Consider the following 16,229-nt stretch of genomic DNA (forward strand, 5'->3'; position numbering starts at 1 on the left):
TTTCTGCTTTATTGTACAAGAAAAGAACCTATATAAATAGTCTTTTTTAAAGTGTCTATTATATAGGTTCCATTTTACTTTACCCTAGGGCTTTTTCCATGACATACAAGATGGACTCCAATAACATTAAAGCCATTTAATGAAAGTAAATTTAAAAATTCTTCATAAAACAAAGGATGAGTCATTGTGCCCGGGAAAAAAATTATGGAAGGGTCTTCTCTTTTACTTTTCCATATTGACAACACAATTGGAACAGAATTGGAATCTATAATAACTTCTTCATAATATTCTGGTATAGACACATTATTATTTAATCACCTCTCTAAAATAAATTTAAAATAGTTCTAAAGCAAAAATGATAATTATTATCATTGTCATCTATTATATCACTGAAAATATTCACAGTAAATTTAAACAATTCAACATATTTTTACTTCATTTTCTTTTTCAATTTTATTACTTAAATAAAAAACCCTTAAAGTTAATAGTCAGATATTGATACATACAATTAAACACTGCATATATAATCTATCTGACTATTTAAACGTATTATACTTATAGATCTAATTTATTTTCTATAAGGTAAGCTGTAGCATAAAACATTGCTATTATTATAATTATGGATAAAACTATAAGTGATATACTTAAATCAATTCCTGACGATACCATACCATTAGTGTTAATAGTAACATTCTTTATATTTATTACTTTTAAATTAAAAGTTTGTGGAAATATTTTTAAAAATATATCTTCTAATTTTATTTGAGCCAAGGTCAATACTATGAATATAGCGAATGTTCCCAATTTGCCAAGTTTCCTGTTTTTTATAGCTACTTTGCCAAGCGTTATGGCTAAATACACCGTAAGTAAAAATGTAATATATACTACCATACTAGATAATATGCCAGCTGCAATAAACTGTGGTGTAAAAGCTGTAACAAATTGCCTGAAGGCTGTAACATCAAATACAAGAAAATTTTGAGTAAGCCTTAAAATCTGAAGTAAAATAACTGTAAAAATACCAACAATAATTGATACTATAATACATTGAATAATTGCAGTTACTATTTTATTCATCAATATATTTTTTCCGCTTTTAGGGATTGTAAAAAGAAGATAGGATGTATCTTCATATAAATCTCTACTAAACAACCTTATATTCCATATTATAACTACTACTGCTACTGCAAATCCTATGAGTAAATTCAAAGAAAATATAGCATCAGGACTCCATACATTTATTCTAGTAAGTAATGCTAAATTCAAAATTATTATAGTACAAACCATTATTATAAAATCTTTAAAACATCCTTTAAGCTCATATTTTACTAATTTAAACATTACTAAACACCTCTCTATATATTTCATCTATTGACATTTTTCTCTCAGCCCTCAGTTCTTCTGCATTACCTGATAATATTATTTTCCCTTCAGATATAAATGCCACATCATCAAAAAGTCTCTCAATATCACTTACCAGGTGAGTAGTTATAATTATGGAACTATTTTCTGTGTAATTTTCAAGTATTGCATCTAATATCTTCTCTCTTGTCACAGGGTCTACGCCTCCTAAAGGTTCATCCAATACATAAAGCTTTGACTTTCTTGAAAGCACTAATGTAAGATAAAACTTTTCACACATACCTCTAGACAGAGTCTTTACTTTACTGTCCCCATCCAGTTTCATAAATTCTAAAAGTTCCCCTGCCCTATTTTTATCAAAATCATGGTACATATCTTTAAAAAAATCTATAGCATCATTTATTCTCATCCATTTGAAAATATAATCCTTATCTGGCAAATATGATACTTGAGATTTTGTCTTAATCCCAGGCTTATTCCCATCTATGAGTATTTCCCCAGAACTTTGCTTTAATATTCCTGCTGCAATTTTTAAAAATGTAGTTTTACCACTTCCATTTGGTCCTAAAAGTCCTGTTATTTTTCCCTTTTCAATTTCCAAATCAAGTCCGTTTAAGGCTGATTTTCTAAAATAAAATTTTTTTAAATCCTTGCATTTTACAAGTGGTTCCATTTTACATTTCCTCCTGTACTTTTTCTTCCACAATTTTAATTATTTCACTAGAGGAAAATCCCAGTTCTTTCATTCCTTTTATAAAATTATATATAATATCTTTTGCCATTTCCTCTTTTAACTTTTCTATCATAGATATATCCTCCCTTAAAAAAGTACCCATGCCCCTTTGTTTATAAGCAATATTTTCCCTTTCCAGTTCCAGATAAGTTCTCTGGATAGTGTTAGGGTTAACCTTTAACATGACAGATAACTCCCTTACAGAAGGAATTTTATCCCCAGGTTTTAATTCTTTATTTACTATTTTTCTCTTTATAATGTTCATTATTTGCATGTATATTGGTATATTAGGTTCAAATTCATCATTCATTTTATCATCTCCCAATGGAAAATATTAATCTAGTGTCCTATTATAATAATACACTAGATTAACACTATAGTCAATACTTTATGAAGCATAAAAAATGATTACAGCTTATAACCGTATATAAACTATAATCATTTCTAAGTATTTAAAAAATATGTAATTAAATTATTTGCACCTATAGAACTATATAAATAAAATACTGTCATTGACTATATATGAAATAGCCCCATTCTTATGCCCCGGAAATGCAATGGCTTTTATTTTTATATTTCCTATGTTTACTATATCTCCATCTTCTACTTTCCTGCAATTTATCTTATTCTTCTTTCTTATACTAAATTTTATATGTTTTGATCTTTTCTGAAATACATCTTTAGGCATATAAACATCTGCATTTTTAAATAATTTAATACCTGGCATGTTATAAAAATTAGGATCAGTTAGAAATATATTGGAAACAAATTCGGGGTTAATATTTATTTTTTTTAATTCCCTATTTATAACATAAGGTATAAATCCTGTATTAAAACATACAGTAGCGCTACAATCAGAATAAATAAAAAAATTAGAAACAAGTGTTCTTACCACATACACATTGCCTGTTACCTTCCGGGTTTTACCTAATTTAAACAGCATATATTCTCCCCCTATTTATATTGTTTCTTTAGTAATACTAGAATATTTTTCTAGTTGTAGCATATCCCATTTTTATTAATTTATACACTAGTATTATCAATTCACAGTTCTTCTAAAGTTCAGATGGAGATAAGTATTTCTCTATAGCAAACTCCACCTGAACCTAAGAATCACTTAATTATAATTATTTAATAATTTACGTGTACCAGCCAAAATCTTATATTTTTATCACTCCAGCCGAGATCCCATGGTACTTTATTTCTATCTGTATTATGGCAGCTCACCAGAGAATAGCCTCTACTATCTGCACCTGTTACTACAGAAATATGTGTAATATCTCCCTTTTTTTCATAAGCTACAAAATCCCCAGGAAGAAGTTTATAAGAAGCTTTATAAACTTTTTCATAACTACCATAAGCAATAACCGAAGCCCTGCCACTATATACCATATAATTTTTAAATGAATCTGCATTTAACCAAGAAGTAGTAGCTCCTGATTTATCACAACTCCAGCCAGAATTTTTTCTGAATTTTCCGCCCTCGTGTAATATCTGTGATGCAAAATTCGCACAATCTCCCCCCTGAGAATTATAATTTCTATATTGCTTATTATAAGTATATCCATATTTCTTTTCTGTAGCTATACCACAATATTTGTCCGCATATTCTACTGCAGATTTTCTTCTGTCATTTATATTGGAAAGCTCTCTTGCATTTTGAGATAAGATATATTGTTTCATAGAGTCAACTTTTAAATTATCCAAATTGAGGGAATCTGCAAAGGGATCTTTATACCACTCTTTGGTTATTATCCATCTATTATCTCTTTTTACTATATTGAGCACATGAGAAGTTCCTATTCTACATCTGTTTATAATTTCCGGTGAATTTTCATACACATATTTGTATTCTGTTGAACATATTAAATTTACAGAAAATTTATCATCTTTTCCTCTAATTCTTTTGATTACTATATCCGGGACAATGTCTGTAAATTTCACACCCTGTTTTTCTTCCCAATTTTCAAGATATTTCTTTTTTGTCTCCTCATGTTCATAAGCCCAGGTACCATACTTTGTATTTTTATCATAACTCACTTCTATTAATTTTAGATCCCCATTTAGTATTGCTTTGTTTCTATTTTCAAATATTTTTTGTATGGAATTTACAATTTCTTCCTTGGAATTCACTTCTTCTTCCTGTGCTTTTATATAAGGTTCTATACAAAATATAAATAAAATTATTACAATAAACTGTAAAAAACGTTTTTTTAGAAAAAATTTCATAGTTATACTCCCTATACAATCATAATTTAATAGTCCTTAGAGTTCATATAATTTGCATAATTATTATTCCCAATTAAAATAATAATCACTCTGTAAATTTTAGGTATACGAAAATAAACAGCAAATGAAACAGAACTTAAAAACTTTACTCTATAATTTTTCATCTATTTTTTTTATGCAGTTTTTTACGAATTCATCTTCACAAGGCACACTTTCATACCAATACTTTTCATTTTTGTTTTGTTGTTTAAAATACTTAGCTTTTAAAATTATTTCCGGTCTATATTCAAAATGCAAAATATCAAAATGACTCCACTTTCCTCCCCAAACAAAATTATTTTTTTCAAATATTTCTACAATTTCTTTGGGATATTCTTTTATCCTGTTATTTCCTTCTTCTTTAGATACCCATTTCCAGTAATCTCTTCTATCCCTGGCAAGATCGATAGCTATTCCAAAAGAATGAGGACTTAATAAATTGGTTCCAGAAATACACCTATAATTAAAAGTACCACTACCTGGAAATAGACATCTTGCAATATCTGTTCTTTCTCGTGATAGTGGAATCAGTTCTTTCATAGCATTTTTAAGACAATTTGAAGCCTCGTTATTTCCATTAAACTGAAGATTACCATATCCTAAATTAACCATTCTAAGGTTAGATTCTACAGAATTCTTGTTACAACCATATACCTCATTTAATAATGCATACACTCTGAACCTTCCCGGATCCAAATCTTTTTCCATAACTTTATCTATAGGTTCCTGTGGATAAGGCTGTTCCATCATATCTTGTAAATCTGTATTATATAACTTTTGCTCAAAATTTTTCTTCTTTTTATCATCATATAAAATCTTTTTATCAGATTTAGTAACTAAATATACATTTTTATTACTATCTTTTTCTATATCAACAATATAATCTTTATATGCCATCATAAGACATAGAATATCCTGCTTCATTGTAATATCATAATTATCTGCTAGGACTTTTGCAGGACTTATACATACACAAGTCAGCATTATAGCTAAAATCATTTTTTTCATAAAATGCATCCTCCTATCTTTATAATATATCAAGTGATTCTTAAGTTTAGGTTATACACTCTATGCCAAGCTTATGCATTGGAGTTATTACCACTTTTTAGAGATTCATTTTAACTATCTAATATTTGAATATAGCCAATGGTATAGAGATTTTTAAAATTTTATGTATAAATCTCTATACCATTGGCTATTATCTAATATAAGGTAGAATAAGCTTCACCATACTCTCAATTAAATTTAACTCTTTGGGAGAACACTTTTTCAGTAAATCATATAATATGTTATTACTGCGCTCTCCATTTAATGGGTTATATTCTTTAAATTCTTCCTTTATCATCCTGTCGTTGTCATTATTTTTAAATTTATCACTTCCATAGATTAAATAATCCGTGGTTACACAAAGGGAATTAGCTATTTTAACCAGAGCTGTAAGACTCATCTGCCTCTCCCCACGCTCTAGTTGTCCAATATAAAGCGTAGAAAGATCTACAATTTCAGCAAATCTTTCTCTGGTTAAATCTAATGTTTCCCTTTTTTCACGAATTCTGTGTCCCATTTCCTGTTTATTGATTATATTTATTTTCTTCATTTGTCTTCACTCCTGTCTAAACCTCTTAAGATAACTTTATACATAACAATTCATTAGATAAATAAGCTTATTGTAAACAAATATTATTTGCATTTAGCATATTTTTTGTGTAAAATTAAGTATGTAATTGCTCTGCAAACTTTAATATTGAAAACGAAATGGGAATTATAGGTAAATAGAGAGAAGTTCATGTATTTATAGCAATTTTAAACTTAAAAATATACATTTGGAGTGTTAGATTTGTCAAAGAACGAAATTTATGAATTAAGAAAAAAATTAAATTTATTAATGTGTGAAAAAAATCAATTGGAAAAAGAAATTTTAGAAGTAAACAGTAAACTGGATAAGATTATAGGAGAGCTTATACATAAAAATATGAAAAATACAATAGACAAGGAATAACTTCTCAAAAATATAGTTTGTAGAATCCAATCCAAAATAATAAAATCGTTGATAAGTGTACTTATTATCAGCGATTTTATTATTTTTTTCAGGAAAGCCATCCTTAATTCTTAATTCTTAACTCTTAATTTATATTTATACATTTATAATTTTTTTATCTACACTTTGGTTTAAATATTCACTCATGGACCTATATTCTACAAGTCCTCCTTCTTTGTCTACTAGTATAGTATCAACATAAACACTAGCTGTATCCAAACAAGTAAATATCACCTTATCATGTGCTAAAGCAGTATGTCTTAATTTAAAACCATCTCTAATACCATCATATCCCTGAGTAGGTATGTTTATAACTACATCTATTTTATTATCTTTTATATATGATATTGCGTCTTTTATATCAAGTTTATTGCATTTCACACCATTTTCGTTTAAAAACTTCCAGGTTCCACTGGATGCACTTATATTAAAATTCAAAGACTTATATTTCTTAATTACTTCTAGAGAAGTATATTTATCCCTGTCATTTACACAAACATATAAATTACCTTCTTTTAAAATTTCAATTCCAGCTGCCTTAAAAGCCTTATACATGGCCTTATTTTTGTCAAAATCAACTCCTAAGACCTCTCCTGTGGATTTCATTTCCGGTCCTAAGGCCACATCTACTCCTGGTAATTTTTTACTGGAAAATATAGGCATTTTTACAGCAAAAATATTACTGTATTTATACATATCCTGTCTATAATTAAATTCCTTTATTTTTTTTCCCAGCATAACTTCTACAGCTATTTCCACCATAGGAATATCAGTAACCTTACTTAAAATAGGTACTGTTCTTGAGGCCCTTGGGTTTACCTCTATTACATATATATTATCTCCATCAAAAGCGTATTGAACATTTAAAAGCCCTTTAACATTTAATTCTCTTGCTATTTTCACTGTATACTCTTCTATTTTTTCCGATACATTTTCAGGTAAATCTGTGGCAGGATATATAGCTATACTGTCCCCCGAATGTACTCCCGTTCTCTCCACATGTTCCATTATTCCAGGAATTATCAAATCTTCACCATCTGATATGGCATCCACTTCTATTTCTCTTCCCAGTATATATTTATCTACAAGTACTGGATATTCTTTAGATAAATTCACAGCATCTCTTAGGTATTTGGCTAACTCTTCACGGTTGTAAACCACTTTCATAGCCCTTCCACCTATTACATAAGATGGTCTTACTATAACTGGATACCCTATGTCAGAAACTAAGTCATATGCTTCCTCTAAACTAGTTACAGATCCTCCTATAGGAGAGTTTATATTAAGCTTTTTAAGGAGTACTCTAAACTTTTCTCTATCCTCTGCCAGATCTATGGATTCAAAAGAAGTGCCCAGCAAGTTCACTCCCCTGTCATTTAATTTTTTAGATAAGTTTAGTGCAGTCTGTCCCCCAAATTGTACTATAACCCCATCTACCTTTTCTTCATCTATTACATTCATTACATCATCTATATAAAGAGGATCAAAGTACAATTTATCTGAAATATCAAAATCGGTACTTACAGTTTCAGGATTATTATTTATTATAATAGCCTCATATCCTGCTTTTTTTATTGCCCATACACCATTGACACAGCAGTAGTCAAATTCTATTCCTTGTCCTATTCTAATAGGACCGGAACCTATTACAAGTATCTTTTTATTATTTGAAATAACATTATCATTTTCCAGGTCATAGCAGGAGTAATAATATGAAGTTTTAGCTTCAAATTCGCCGCTGCAGGTATCTACCATTTTATATACCACTCTTATACCATTTACTTCTCTAAGCTGCTTTAAGTCCTCTAACTTCATGCTCATTAAATTGCAGATATACTCATCTGTAAATCCCATTAGTTCGGCCTGATGAATAATATCTACATTAGGAACATTGTTCATTAGTTTATTTTCCATGTCTATAATGTTTTTTACTCCACCTATAAACCACTTATCTATTTTAGTTATTTTATAGAGCTCATCTATGCTCATTCCCTTTCTAAGAGCTTCTGCCAGAGCAAAAAGTCTCTCATCATCTTCCATATTTAACTTATCTACTATTTGAGATAAGTTCATATTTTCAAATTTATCTAATTTTAATCCTACTACCTTTCCTTCCAAGCTTATTACTGCCTTTAAAAGAGCGCTTTCAAAACTCCTGTCTATTGCCATAACTTCACCTGTGGCTTTCATTTGTGTCTTAAGAGTTCTGTTGGCGGTTTTAAATTTGTCAAAAGGCCATTTAGGCATTTTCACTACGCAATAATCCAGTGCAGGTTCAAAAAGGGCACTAGAATTTCCTGTAACATAATTTTTCAATTCGTCCAAAGTATATCCAAGAGCTATCTTAGCTGCAATTTTAGCTATAGGATACCCTGCTGCTTTTGAGGCCAGTGCACTTGATCTGCTTACCCTAGGATTTACTTCTATTACTACATATTCATTACTTTCAGGGTCCAGTGCAAATTGAATATTGCACCCTCCTTCTATTTTTAATGTCCTTATTATTTTTATAGAAGACCTTCTCAGCATTTGATATTCTTTATCCGTCAATGTCTGGGATGGTGCAACTACTATACTATCTCCTGTATGTATTCCAACAGGATCCAGATTTTCCATATTACAAACTACCATACAATTGTCTTTTTTATCTCTCATTATCTCATATTCAAGTTCTTTCCATCCAGCTACACTTTGTTCCAAGAGTATTTGATTTATAGGACTTTCCTCCAGTCCATTTTTACATATTTCCAGGTATTCTTCATAATTATTTGCAATGCCCCCTCCGGTTCCCCCAAGGGTATATGCCGGTCTTATTATAATTGGTAAACTGACTTTATCTAAAAAAGACTTGCATTGTTCAAGATTTACGGCAATAGTACTTACAGCTATAGGTTCTTTTATATCTTCCATTAAATTTTTGAAACTTTCTCTGTCCTCGGCATTTTTTATAGATTCAGTTTTTATTCCAAGAAGTTCCACGTTATACTTTTTCAACACGCCAAGCTGATCAAGTTCCATAGCTAAGTTTAGAGCTGTTTGACCTCCAAATCCAGCTAAGATACCATCTGGTCTTTCTCTTTTTATTATTGCCTCCAGTGATTCAACAGTCAAAGGTTCTACATAGGTTCTATCTGCAATATTTTTATCTGTCATTATAGTAGCAGGATTACTATTTACAAGCACCGTTTCTATGCCTTCTTTTTTTATGGCTTCGCAAGCTTGTGTTCCTGAATAGTCAAATTCCGCTGCCTGACCTATTATTATAGGACCTGAGCCTATTATTAAAACCTTCTTCAAGTTTTCTCTTAACGGCATTATATCACTTCTCCTTGTTATTTATACTAAAGTCATCAAACTTAGAAATTTATCGAACAAATAGCTTGTATCAGTAGGCCCTGGAGATCCTTCAGGATGAAACTGAACTGAAAATATAGGTAAAGTCTTATGTCTAAATCCTTCTACTGTATTATCATTTAAATTAACATGGGTTATTTTTATATTATCTTTATTTAGGCTTTCCTTTTTAACCGCATAACCATGGTTTTGAGATGTTATAAAAGATTTATCTGTATCATTATCATATACACCGTGATTGCCGCCTCTGTGTCCAAATTTCATCTTATAAGTATCTCCTCCTAGTGCAAGAGATAATAATTGATGCCCTAGACATATACCAAATATAGGAATATTTTTTATTAATTTTTTTACAACCTCCACAACCTCATATAAATCCTTAGGATCTCCCGGTCCGTTACTTAAAAGTATACCTTTTGGGTTTATACTCATTATGCTTTCATAAGAGGCATTATATGGAAATATGGTTATATCACAATTTCTATACTTTAAATTTTCAATAATATTGTTTTTTATACCAAAATCCAGAACTGCTACTTTAGGTCCGCTTCCCTTAATCTTCTTTATAGAAGGGGTACTCACTTGTGCAACTAACTTTTTATCATCATAAAAATTTAATATATCCTTTAGTTCATTTATAGATTCATTCTTATTACATATGACACACTTCATAGTTCCACTGGCTCTTATTTTTTTAGTTATACTTCTAGTATCTATACCACTAATACCTACAATATTATTTTCCTTCAGAAATCCTTCAAAGCTATTTTCACTTAAATAATGAGATGTGTCATTATACATATTCTTTACCACTATGCCTTTTGCATGTATTTTTTCAGATTGGTTAGAGTTATAGTTGATGCCATAATTCCCTATGTAAGGATAACACATAGTTATTACCTGCCCTGCATAGGAAGGATCTGTAAGTATTTCCTGATACCCTGTCATTGAAGTATTAAAAACCAGCTCTCCTACAGTTATCCCCATCTCACCTATAGCCTTCCCCATAAATACAGTACCATCTTCTAAATATAATATGGAATTCATAATATTACCTCTTTCTAAATGTTTCCAGAACTTAAAGTTGCTACCATAACAGCTTTTATGGTATGTAATCTGTTTTCTGCTTCATCAAATACTATAGAAATTTCTTCATTTTCAAATACATCTTCTGTCACTTCCAAAGCCTCATATCCAAATTCTTTATATATTTCCTCTGAAACTTGAGTTTCTCTGTTGTGAAAAGCAGGAAGACAGTGCATAAACTTAACCTTTTTATTTTCGCAGGCTTCAACTAATTTCATGTTAACCTGATATGGCATTAAAGTTTCTATTCTTTTTTTCCAGAGGGACTTCTCTTCACCCATGGAAAGCCATACATCTGTATAGATAATATCTGCTCCCTTTACAGTTTTGTATATATCATGGCTTATTGTTATACATCCCCCGTTTTCTTTAGATATTTTTTCACATTCTTTCACCAATTCATCTTCTGGAAAAAGTTCCTTAGGGGTTATTATTCTGAAATCCATTCCCATTTTTGCAGCCCCTATCATAAGAGCCTTTGCCATATTATTTCTTCCATCGCCAATGTAAACAAAATTTATATCTTTCAAAGGCTTATCTACACTTTCTTCTATAGTTAAAAAATCCGCTAGTACCTGGGTAGGATGATCCTCATCGGACAATCCATTCCATACAGGTATTTTTGAATACTCGGCAAATACCTCCATATCTTTTTGAGAAAAGCCTCTGTATTCTACACCATGGAACATTCTTCCCATTACCCTGGCAGTATCTTTTATAGATTCTTTTTTACCCATATGACTGCCTGTAGAACCTATATAAGTTACATTGGCACCTTCATCATAAGCCCCAACTTCAAAAGAACACCTTGTTCTTAAAGAATCCTTTTCAAATATTAATGCAATGTTTTTTCCATGTAATCTCTTTTTTTCTTTCCCATTGTATTTTTCCTCTTTCAGCTTTTTAGAAAGCTCCAGCAGATATTGTATTTCTTCTGGCATAAAGTCCCTTAAAGTTAAAAAACTCCTACCATATAAATTAATCAAATTATCTCCTCCCTAAGTTAATCTTTATAGGAATCAAACCCAAACCACTTTATAGAAAGTTTTGAAAGAGTTCCATCTTTTTTCATATCTGTAATTATTTTATCTAATTCTTCTTTTAGTGAAGTATCTCCTTTTCTATAAGCTATACCCATAGGCTCTTTACTTAATGCGCCTTCTAACATTTTAAACTGACCTTTTTTCTTTTGAATATAATATCCACCTACCTGCTGGTCTATGATAGTGGCATCTACCCTGCCTATTGTCATATCCTGAAATGCTTCAGTTATCTTGTCATATTTTTTTAGTTCTTTAACACCTGCTATGCCATTTGCTACATTTTCTCCAGTAGTCCCCAGTTCGCAAGCTATAACTTTTCCTTTTAAATCTTTCACTCCAGTTATGTTTTGTGTCTCGTTTTTAACTGTAATAACCTGGCCTCCTGTTACATAAGGTGTAGAAAAGTCTGTAGTCTTTTTTCTTTCGTCAGTTATACTTATGGATGCAATAGCAGCATCAAACTTATTGGAGTCAAGAGCTAATATAAGTCCGTTAAAATCCATGACTAAAAACTCTGCTTTTACTCCAAGTCTCTTTGCCACCTCATTTGAAAAGTCCACATCAAACCCTACTAATTTGCCATTAGAATCTCTAAATTCCATAGGAGGATATCCTTCTTCAGTTCCTATGACAATCTTTCCTGACTTCTTTATTTTTTCTAACAAATTTGAGCTTGTATCTTTTTTAGCACTACCCCCACAAGCTGTAAGTAACATTGTGCTAAAAATAATAGTAATTATAATTGCAGTTAACTTTTTCATTATCAGTCCCCCAAATTCAAATAATTTCAATTCATAATACACTATACAATAGTTTTTTATTCTGCTGAAGTTTAACTTCACCCTTATAATTAATTGCCTGATATTCCTTATAATTATACATATATACTAATAATAATTCAATACAATTTTAAAATATTTTTTATTTCCATAGGTGTTTTTTTATAATTCATAATACTATTTACCTCATAAATCTATGTATATACATTCATTTATTTTGAATTATGCTGTATAAAATATATATATTTATAGAATATATATTAAGTAAATGTTTTTAGTCCTTGAATATTTATTTACCTGATATGTTTTCAACGGAAGTGTCCATTACGGCATTTACCAAATATCCTATTTTCTCAATGTAACATTCTACTCTATCTCCATGTTCTAATACCTTAATAGGATTAAATCCCATTCCTACACCATGGGGAGTACCTGTAGATATAATATCTCCTGCCTTTAAAGTCAACCCTTTTGATAGATCGCTTACTATGTAGGGTATATCAAAAATTAAATTTTTAGTATTAGAATTCTGCCTTACTTCTCCATTTACCAAACACCTGATATCCAGTTTTACAGGAAACGGTATTGCACTTTTATGAACTATACAAGGGCCCATGGGACAAAAAGTATCCAAGCTTTTTCCTTTGAACCATTGGATATGCCTTCCTTGAAGATCTCTTGCAGATATGTCATTTATTATGGTATAACCGAATATATAATCTTCAACTTTCTCTTTTTTTATATTGCTGCCATCTTTTCCTATTACAACTCCAAGTTCAACCTCATAATCCACTTGTGCTGTAACTTCCTTTGAAAACTCTACAAAATATCCATTTCCTATGGCAGGAGATGCAACTTTAGTAAAATATATGGGTTCATCTGGTATACCATTACCTGCTATTTTAGTTAATTTTATTTCCCTTGCATGTTCTTCATAGTTTTTGCCAAGACAAAATACATTTCTCTTGGGATAAGGTATAGGAGCTTTTAATTTAACCATATCAAGTGGAACAGCCTGTGAACTTTTATTTTTTAAAACCTGTTTTATTACATTTAATTTACTATTATCCAGATATTCTATAAGCTGCAGCATAGTTTCAGGAGGATTTTTTTCTCCAATTTCTTTAAATATGTTTTCAAAATTTAAAATACTATTATTCTCTAAAATCCCTATACTTTCTCTTCCTTTATAATCATAGGTTACAAATTTCATCCTAACACTCCTTTTAAAATATAGTTTTTTATTACAACAGCTCTTATTTTATCATAACTTATACTGTCTGGGAGTAGTTCTTTTACCGGTTTTAGTTTTGATACCCCAACTTTATCTATGGCTTTTAAAACTTCACTTTCTTCTGAATCCGTAAATAACTCTTCGAATTTTATACTTATATCCATAGCATTTTCTTCTTCAAAATATTTTGTAATATGAGTAAGTATTGTAGATAGTGTAAGCTGTCTCTTCTGTGCAATTTCTTTTATACCTATATTGTCTTTCAGCATATTAATTGTTATCTGGTGGGTCTTTAATTTATCATTTCTTCTTTCAATTTTATTAGCAACGTCACTTTTAAATGACCAATTAGGTTGAATTTTGTTTTCCTCTACATATTTTTTTATGACATTTAAAAATCTTTCTCCATATTTTTTTGACTTTAAATCCCCTACCCCGGATATATCAGTGATTTGCTGGGAATTTACAGGATATCTTACGCTTAGCTCCTTTAAGGTTGCATCTGAAAATACCAAATATGGAGGAATAGATTCTTCCATAGATATTTCTCGTCTTAAAGTTCTTAAGACTTCAAACAAGTCATTATTGGAAGTAATTTCATTTATTTTAACTGATTCTTTTAAAATCACCTTTTCCTCACCTTTTAAAACTTTTATAGATTGAGAATTTAATGTTACAGTAGGATACTCTCCTTCTTTTAAAGCAATATACTTGTGAGCTATAATAGTATTTATAAAATTTGACAATGCTTCTTTTGAATAATCCTTCATTATGCCATAGGTAGATAGTTTATCAAAGCCATACTGAAGCACCTTTTTTTGAGAAGATCCCCTTAAAACATCCACTATCATATTTACTCCAAATTCTCTTTTCATCCTATATATACATGAAAGTACTTTCTGTGCATCTACAGTTTTATCTACATACTCCCCTGAATTCACACAATTGCTGCAGTTATCACACTGCTCATAATTTACTGATTCTCCAAAATAATTTAATATAAATTTTCTCAAACAGCCATTATAATGAACAAAATCTATCATATGTTGAAGTTTTTTATACTCATTTAATCTCCTTCCTGGAGATTGTATACTGGTTTCTACTAAATATTTCTGGGTAATTACATCTTGAGGGGCAAACATTAATATACATTCACTGGCCTCCCCATCACGACCTGCCCTTCCTATTTCCTGATAATAACTTTCTACATTTCCTGGCATATTATAATGAATAACATATCTTACATTGGACTTATCAATACCCATTCCAAAAGCATTGGTAGCAATTATTATATTTACCTTGTCATATACAAAGTCCTCTTGATTTTCTTTTCTGTCTTTATCAGACAATCCTGCATGATATCTTGTAACAGATAAATTATTTGCTTTAAGTTTTTCATATAGACTATCCACTTCTTTTCTGGTAGATGCATATATTATTCCTGATTGTCCTTCATTTGTTTTAATATAATTCAGTAAATATTGAAATCTATCTCCGATTTTAAGGCATGATATCTTTAAATTTTCCCTATCAAATCCAGATATGAAAACAGCTTCATTATGTAATTTTATCTGTCTTATAATATCTTCTCTTACTTCTTTAGTGGCTGTAGCGGTAAATGCTGTAACTACTGGTCTTTTGGGAAAGCTCTCTATAAATTTCCATATATGTGTATAACTTATCCTAAAGTCATGTCCCCACTGTGAAACACAATGGGCTTCGTCTACTGCCACCTGAGAAACTTCTATAGTTTTTATAAGCTGATAAAACTCCAAAGATTCTAGCCTTTCCGGTGCCACATATAGTATTTTTACATTTCCTTTCTTTAAATCGGAAAATATACTTAAAATTTCATGCTGTGAAATGGAACTGTTTATGTAAGATGCATTTATACCTAATTCACTTATATTATCTACCTGATCCTTCATAAGTGATATTAGAGGAGATATGACAACAGTTATTCCTTTAAAAAGTACTGCTGGTATTTGATAGCATATAGATTTTCCTCCCCCTGTAGGCATAATTGCAAGGGTATCCCTTCCACTTAATATACTCTCAATTACTTCCTTCTGATGCTTTTTAAAAGTTTCATAACCATAATACTTATGTAAAACTTCTTCAGCATTACTAATCACTATTACTCACCTCTATATTAAAATTCATTTTATATATTATAGCATATATAGGGTTAGACGTGTTTCAAACTTAATTCTCCATCCTTAAACTTATAAAAAATAGCTACCACTGCGTATCATACAGTCATAACTATTTTAAAACCTATATTTCCTCAATCATTCTGTTTCCAAATTAGTACTTTATGCTGAGTTAATCA

15 protein-coding genes are annotated in these 16,229 nt (G+C 30.2%); 1 reads left to right on the forward strand and 14 read right to left on the reverse strand.

What is annotated here, in order from left to right; genetic code table 11:
* Window positions 1-74: 74 nt before the first annotated feature.
* The 8 genes from ACJDU8_RS13340 to ACJDU8_RS13375 form a co-directional block, all read right to left on the reverse strand.
* Window positions 75-302, reverse strand: coding sequence for an alpha/beta fold hydrolase (locus tag ACJDU8_RS13340; protein ID WP_406792644.1), 228 nt, complete (start codon window positions 300-302; stop codon window positions 75-77).
* 253 nt (window positions 303-555) lie between these two features.
* A complete protein-coding gene (locus ACJDU8_RS13345; protein ID WP_406792645.1) occupies window positions 556-1,341 on the reverse strand; it encodes a hypothetical protein in 786 nt (261 codons plus the stop codon).
* Window positions 1,334-2,035 (reverse strand): ABC transporter ATP-binding protein, encoded by a 702-nt coding sequence (locus ACJDU8_RS13350; RefSeq protein ID WP_406792646.1) that lies wholly within the window; start codon window positions 2,033-2,035, stop codon window positions 1,334-1,336. The genes ACJDU8_RS13345 and ACJDU8_RS13350 overlap by 8 nt, the downstream gene beginning before the upstream one ends.
* 1 nt (window position 2,036) lies before the next feature.
* Entirely contained in the window at window positions 2,037-2,405 is a 369-nt protein-coding gene (locus ACJDU8_RS13355) for a GntR family transcriptional regulator (RefSeq protein ID WP_406792647.1), read from the reverse strand.
* A gap of 180 nt (window positions 2,406-2,585) precedes the next feature.
* Window positions 2,586-3,038: an MBL fold metallo-hydrolase gene (locus ACJDU8_RS13360; RefSeq protein ID WP_406792648.1), complete on the reverse strand. Its 453-nt coding sequence runs from the start codon at window positions 3,036-3,038 to the stop codon at window positions 2,586-2,588.
* Between the two features lie 188 nt (window positions 3,039-3,226).
* Window positions 3,227-4,324, reverse strand: coding sequence for an amidase domain-containing protein (locus ACJDU8_RS13365; RefSeq protein WP_406792649.1), 1,098 nt, complete (start codon window positions 4,322-4,324; stop codon window positions 3,227-3,229).
* A 150-nt stretch (window positions 4,325-4,474) separates the two neighbouring features.
* The gene (locus ACJDU8_RS13370) at window positions 4,475-5,371 is read right to left on the reverse strand and encodes a M15 family metallopeptidase (protein ID WP_406792650.1); all 897 of its coding nucleotides are present in this window, start codon (window positions 5,369-5,371) and stop codon (window positions 4,475-4,477) included.
* Between the two features lie 190 nt (window positions 5,372-5,561).
* Window positions 5,562-5,960 carry a helix-turn-helix domain-containing protein gene (locus ACJDU8_RS13375; RefSeq protein ID WP_406792651.1) on the reverse strand — a complete coding sequence of 133 codons (399 nt, stop codon included), beginning with the start codon at window positions 5,958-5,960 and terminating at the stop codon, window positions 5,562-5,564.
* A 240-nt stretch (window positions 5,961-6,200) separates the two neighbouring features.
* On the opposite strand from ACJDU8_RS13375, the gene ACJDU8_RS13380 reads away from it, so the two are divergent.
* Entirely contained in the window at window positions 6,201-6,362 is a 162-nt protein-coding gene (locus ACJDU8_RS13380; protein ID WP_406792652.1) for a hypothetical protein, read from the forward strand.
* Between the two features lie 135 nt (window positions 6,363-6,497).
* Here ACJDU8_RS13380 and carB read toward each other — a convergent pair whose 3' ends face one another.
* The 6 genes from carB to recQ all read right to left on the reverse strand — a co-directional run bounded on the left by carB (window position 6,498) and on the right by recQ (window position 16,032).
* A complete protein-coding gene (carB, locus tag ACJDU8_RS13385) occupies window positions 6,498-9,716 on the reverse strand; it encodes a carbamoyl-phosphate synthase (glutamine-hydrolyzing) large subunit (RefSeq protein ID WP_406792653.1) in 3,219 nt (1,072 codons plus the stop codon).
* 21 nt (window positions 9,717-9,737) lie between these two features.
* Entirely contained in the window at window positions 9,738-10,802 is a 1,065-nt protein-coding gene (carA, locus tag ACJDU8_RS13390) for a glutamine-hydrolyzing carbamoyl-phosphate synthase small subunit (protein ID WP_406792654.1), read from the reverse strand.
* Between the two features lie 14 nt (window positions 10,803-10,816).
* A complete protein-coding gene (gene argF / locus ACJDU8_RS13395; protein WP_406792655.1) occupies window positions 10,817-11,827 on the reverse strand; it encodes an ornithine carbamoyltransferase in 1,011 nt (336 codons plus the stop codon).
* A gap of 17 nt (window positions 11,828-11,844) precedes the next feature.
* The gene (locus tag ACJDU8_RS13400; protein WP_406792656.1) at window positions 11,845-12,645 is read right to left on the reverse strand and encodes an ABC transporter substrate-binding protein; all 801 of its coding nucleotides are present in this window, start codon (window positions 12,643-12,645) and stop codon (window positions 11,845-11,847) included.
* A 307-nt stretch (window positions 12,646-12,952) separates the two neighbouring features.
* Complete coding sequence (locus ACJDU8_RS13405) at window positions 12,953-13,876, reverse strand: fumarylacetoacetate hydrolase family protein (RefSeq protein WP_406792657.1); 924 nt, start codon at window positions 13,874-13,876, stop codon at window positions 12,953-12,955.
* Window positions 13,873-16,032 carry a DNA helicase RecQ gene (gene recQ / locus ACJDU8_RS13410; RefSeq protein WP_406792658.1) on the reverse strand — a complete coding sequence of 720 codons (2,160 nt, stop codon included), beginning with the start codon at window positions 16,030-16,032 and terminating at the stop codon, window positions 13,873-13,875. Before recQ ends, ACJDU8_RS13405 begins: the two co-directional genes overlap by 4 nt.
* Window positions 16,033-16,229 lie beyond the last annotated feature (197 nt).

Source organism: Candidatus Clostridium eludens (assembly GCF_045310515.1).
Classification (GTDB): Bacteria; Bacillota; Clostridia; order Clostridiales; family Clostridiaceae; genus Clostridium_B; species Clostridium_B eludens.

What these genes read in the sequence shown, in the direction of transcription:
- ACJDU8_RS13345 (WP_406792645.1), bottom strand. Translation starts at nt 1,341, where the DNA reads ATGTTTAAATTAGTAAAATATGAGCTTAAAGGATGTTTTAAAGATTTT.
- ACJDU8_RS13350 (WP_406792646.1), bottom strand. Translation starts at nt 2,035, where the DNA reads ATGGAACCACTTGTAAAATGCAAGGATTTAAAAAAATTTTATTTTAGA.
- ACJDU8_RS13355 (WP_406792647.1), bottom strand. Translation starts at nt 2,405, where the DNA reads ATGAATGATGAATTTGAACCTAATATACCAATATACATGCAAATAATG.
- ACJDU8_RS13360 (WP_406792648.1), bottom strand. Translation starts at nt 3,038, where the DNA reads ATGCTGTTTAAATTAGGTAAAACCCGGAAGGTAACAGGCAATGTGTAT.
- ACJDU8_RS13365 (WP_406792649.1), bottom strand. Translation starts at nt 4,324, where the DNA reads ATGAAATTTTTTCTAAAAAAACGTTTTTTACAGTTTATTGTAATAATT.
- ACJDU8_RS13370 (WP_406792650.1), bottom strand. Translation starts at nt 5,371, where the DNA reads ATGAAAAAAATGATTTTAGCTATAATGCTGACTTGTGTATGTATAAGT.
- ACJDU8_RS13375 (WP_406792651.1), bottom strand. Translation starts at nt 5,960, where the DNA reads ATGAAGAAAATAAATATAATCAATAAACAGGAAATGGGACACAGAATT.
- carB (WP_406792653.1), bottom strand. Translation starts at nt 9,716, where the DNA reads ATGCCGTTAAGAGAAAACTTGAAGAAGGTTTTAATAATAGGCTCAGGT.
- carA (WP_406792654.1), bottom strand. Translation starts at nt 10,802, where the DNA reads ATGAATTCCATATTATATTTAGAAGATGGTACTGTATTTATGGGGAAG.
- ACJDU8_RS13400 (WP_406792656.1), bottom strand. Translation starts at nt 12,645, where the DNA reads ATGAAAAAGTTAACTGCAATTATAATTACTATTATTTTTAGCACAATG.
- ACJDU8_RS13405 (WP_406792657.1), bottom strand. Translation starts at nt 13,876, where the DNA reads ATGAAATTTGTAACCTATGATTATAAAGGAAGAGAAAGTATAGGGATT.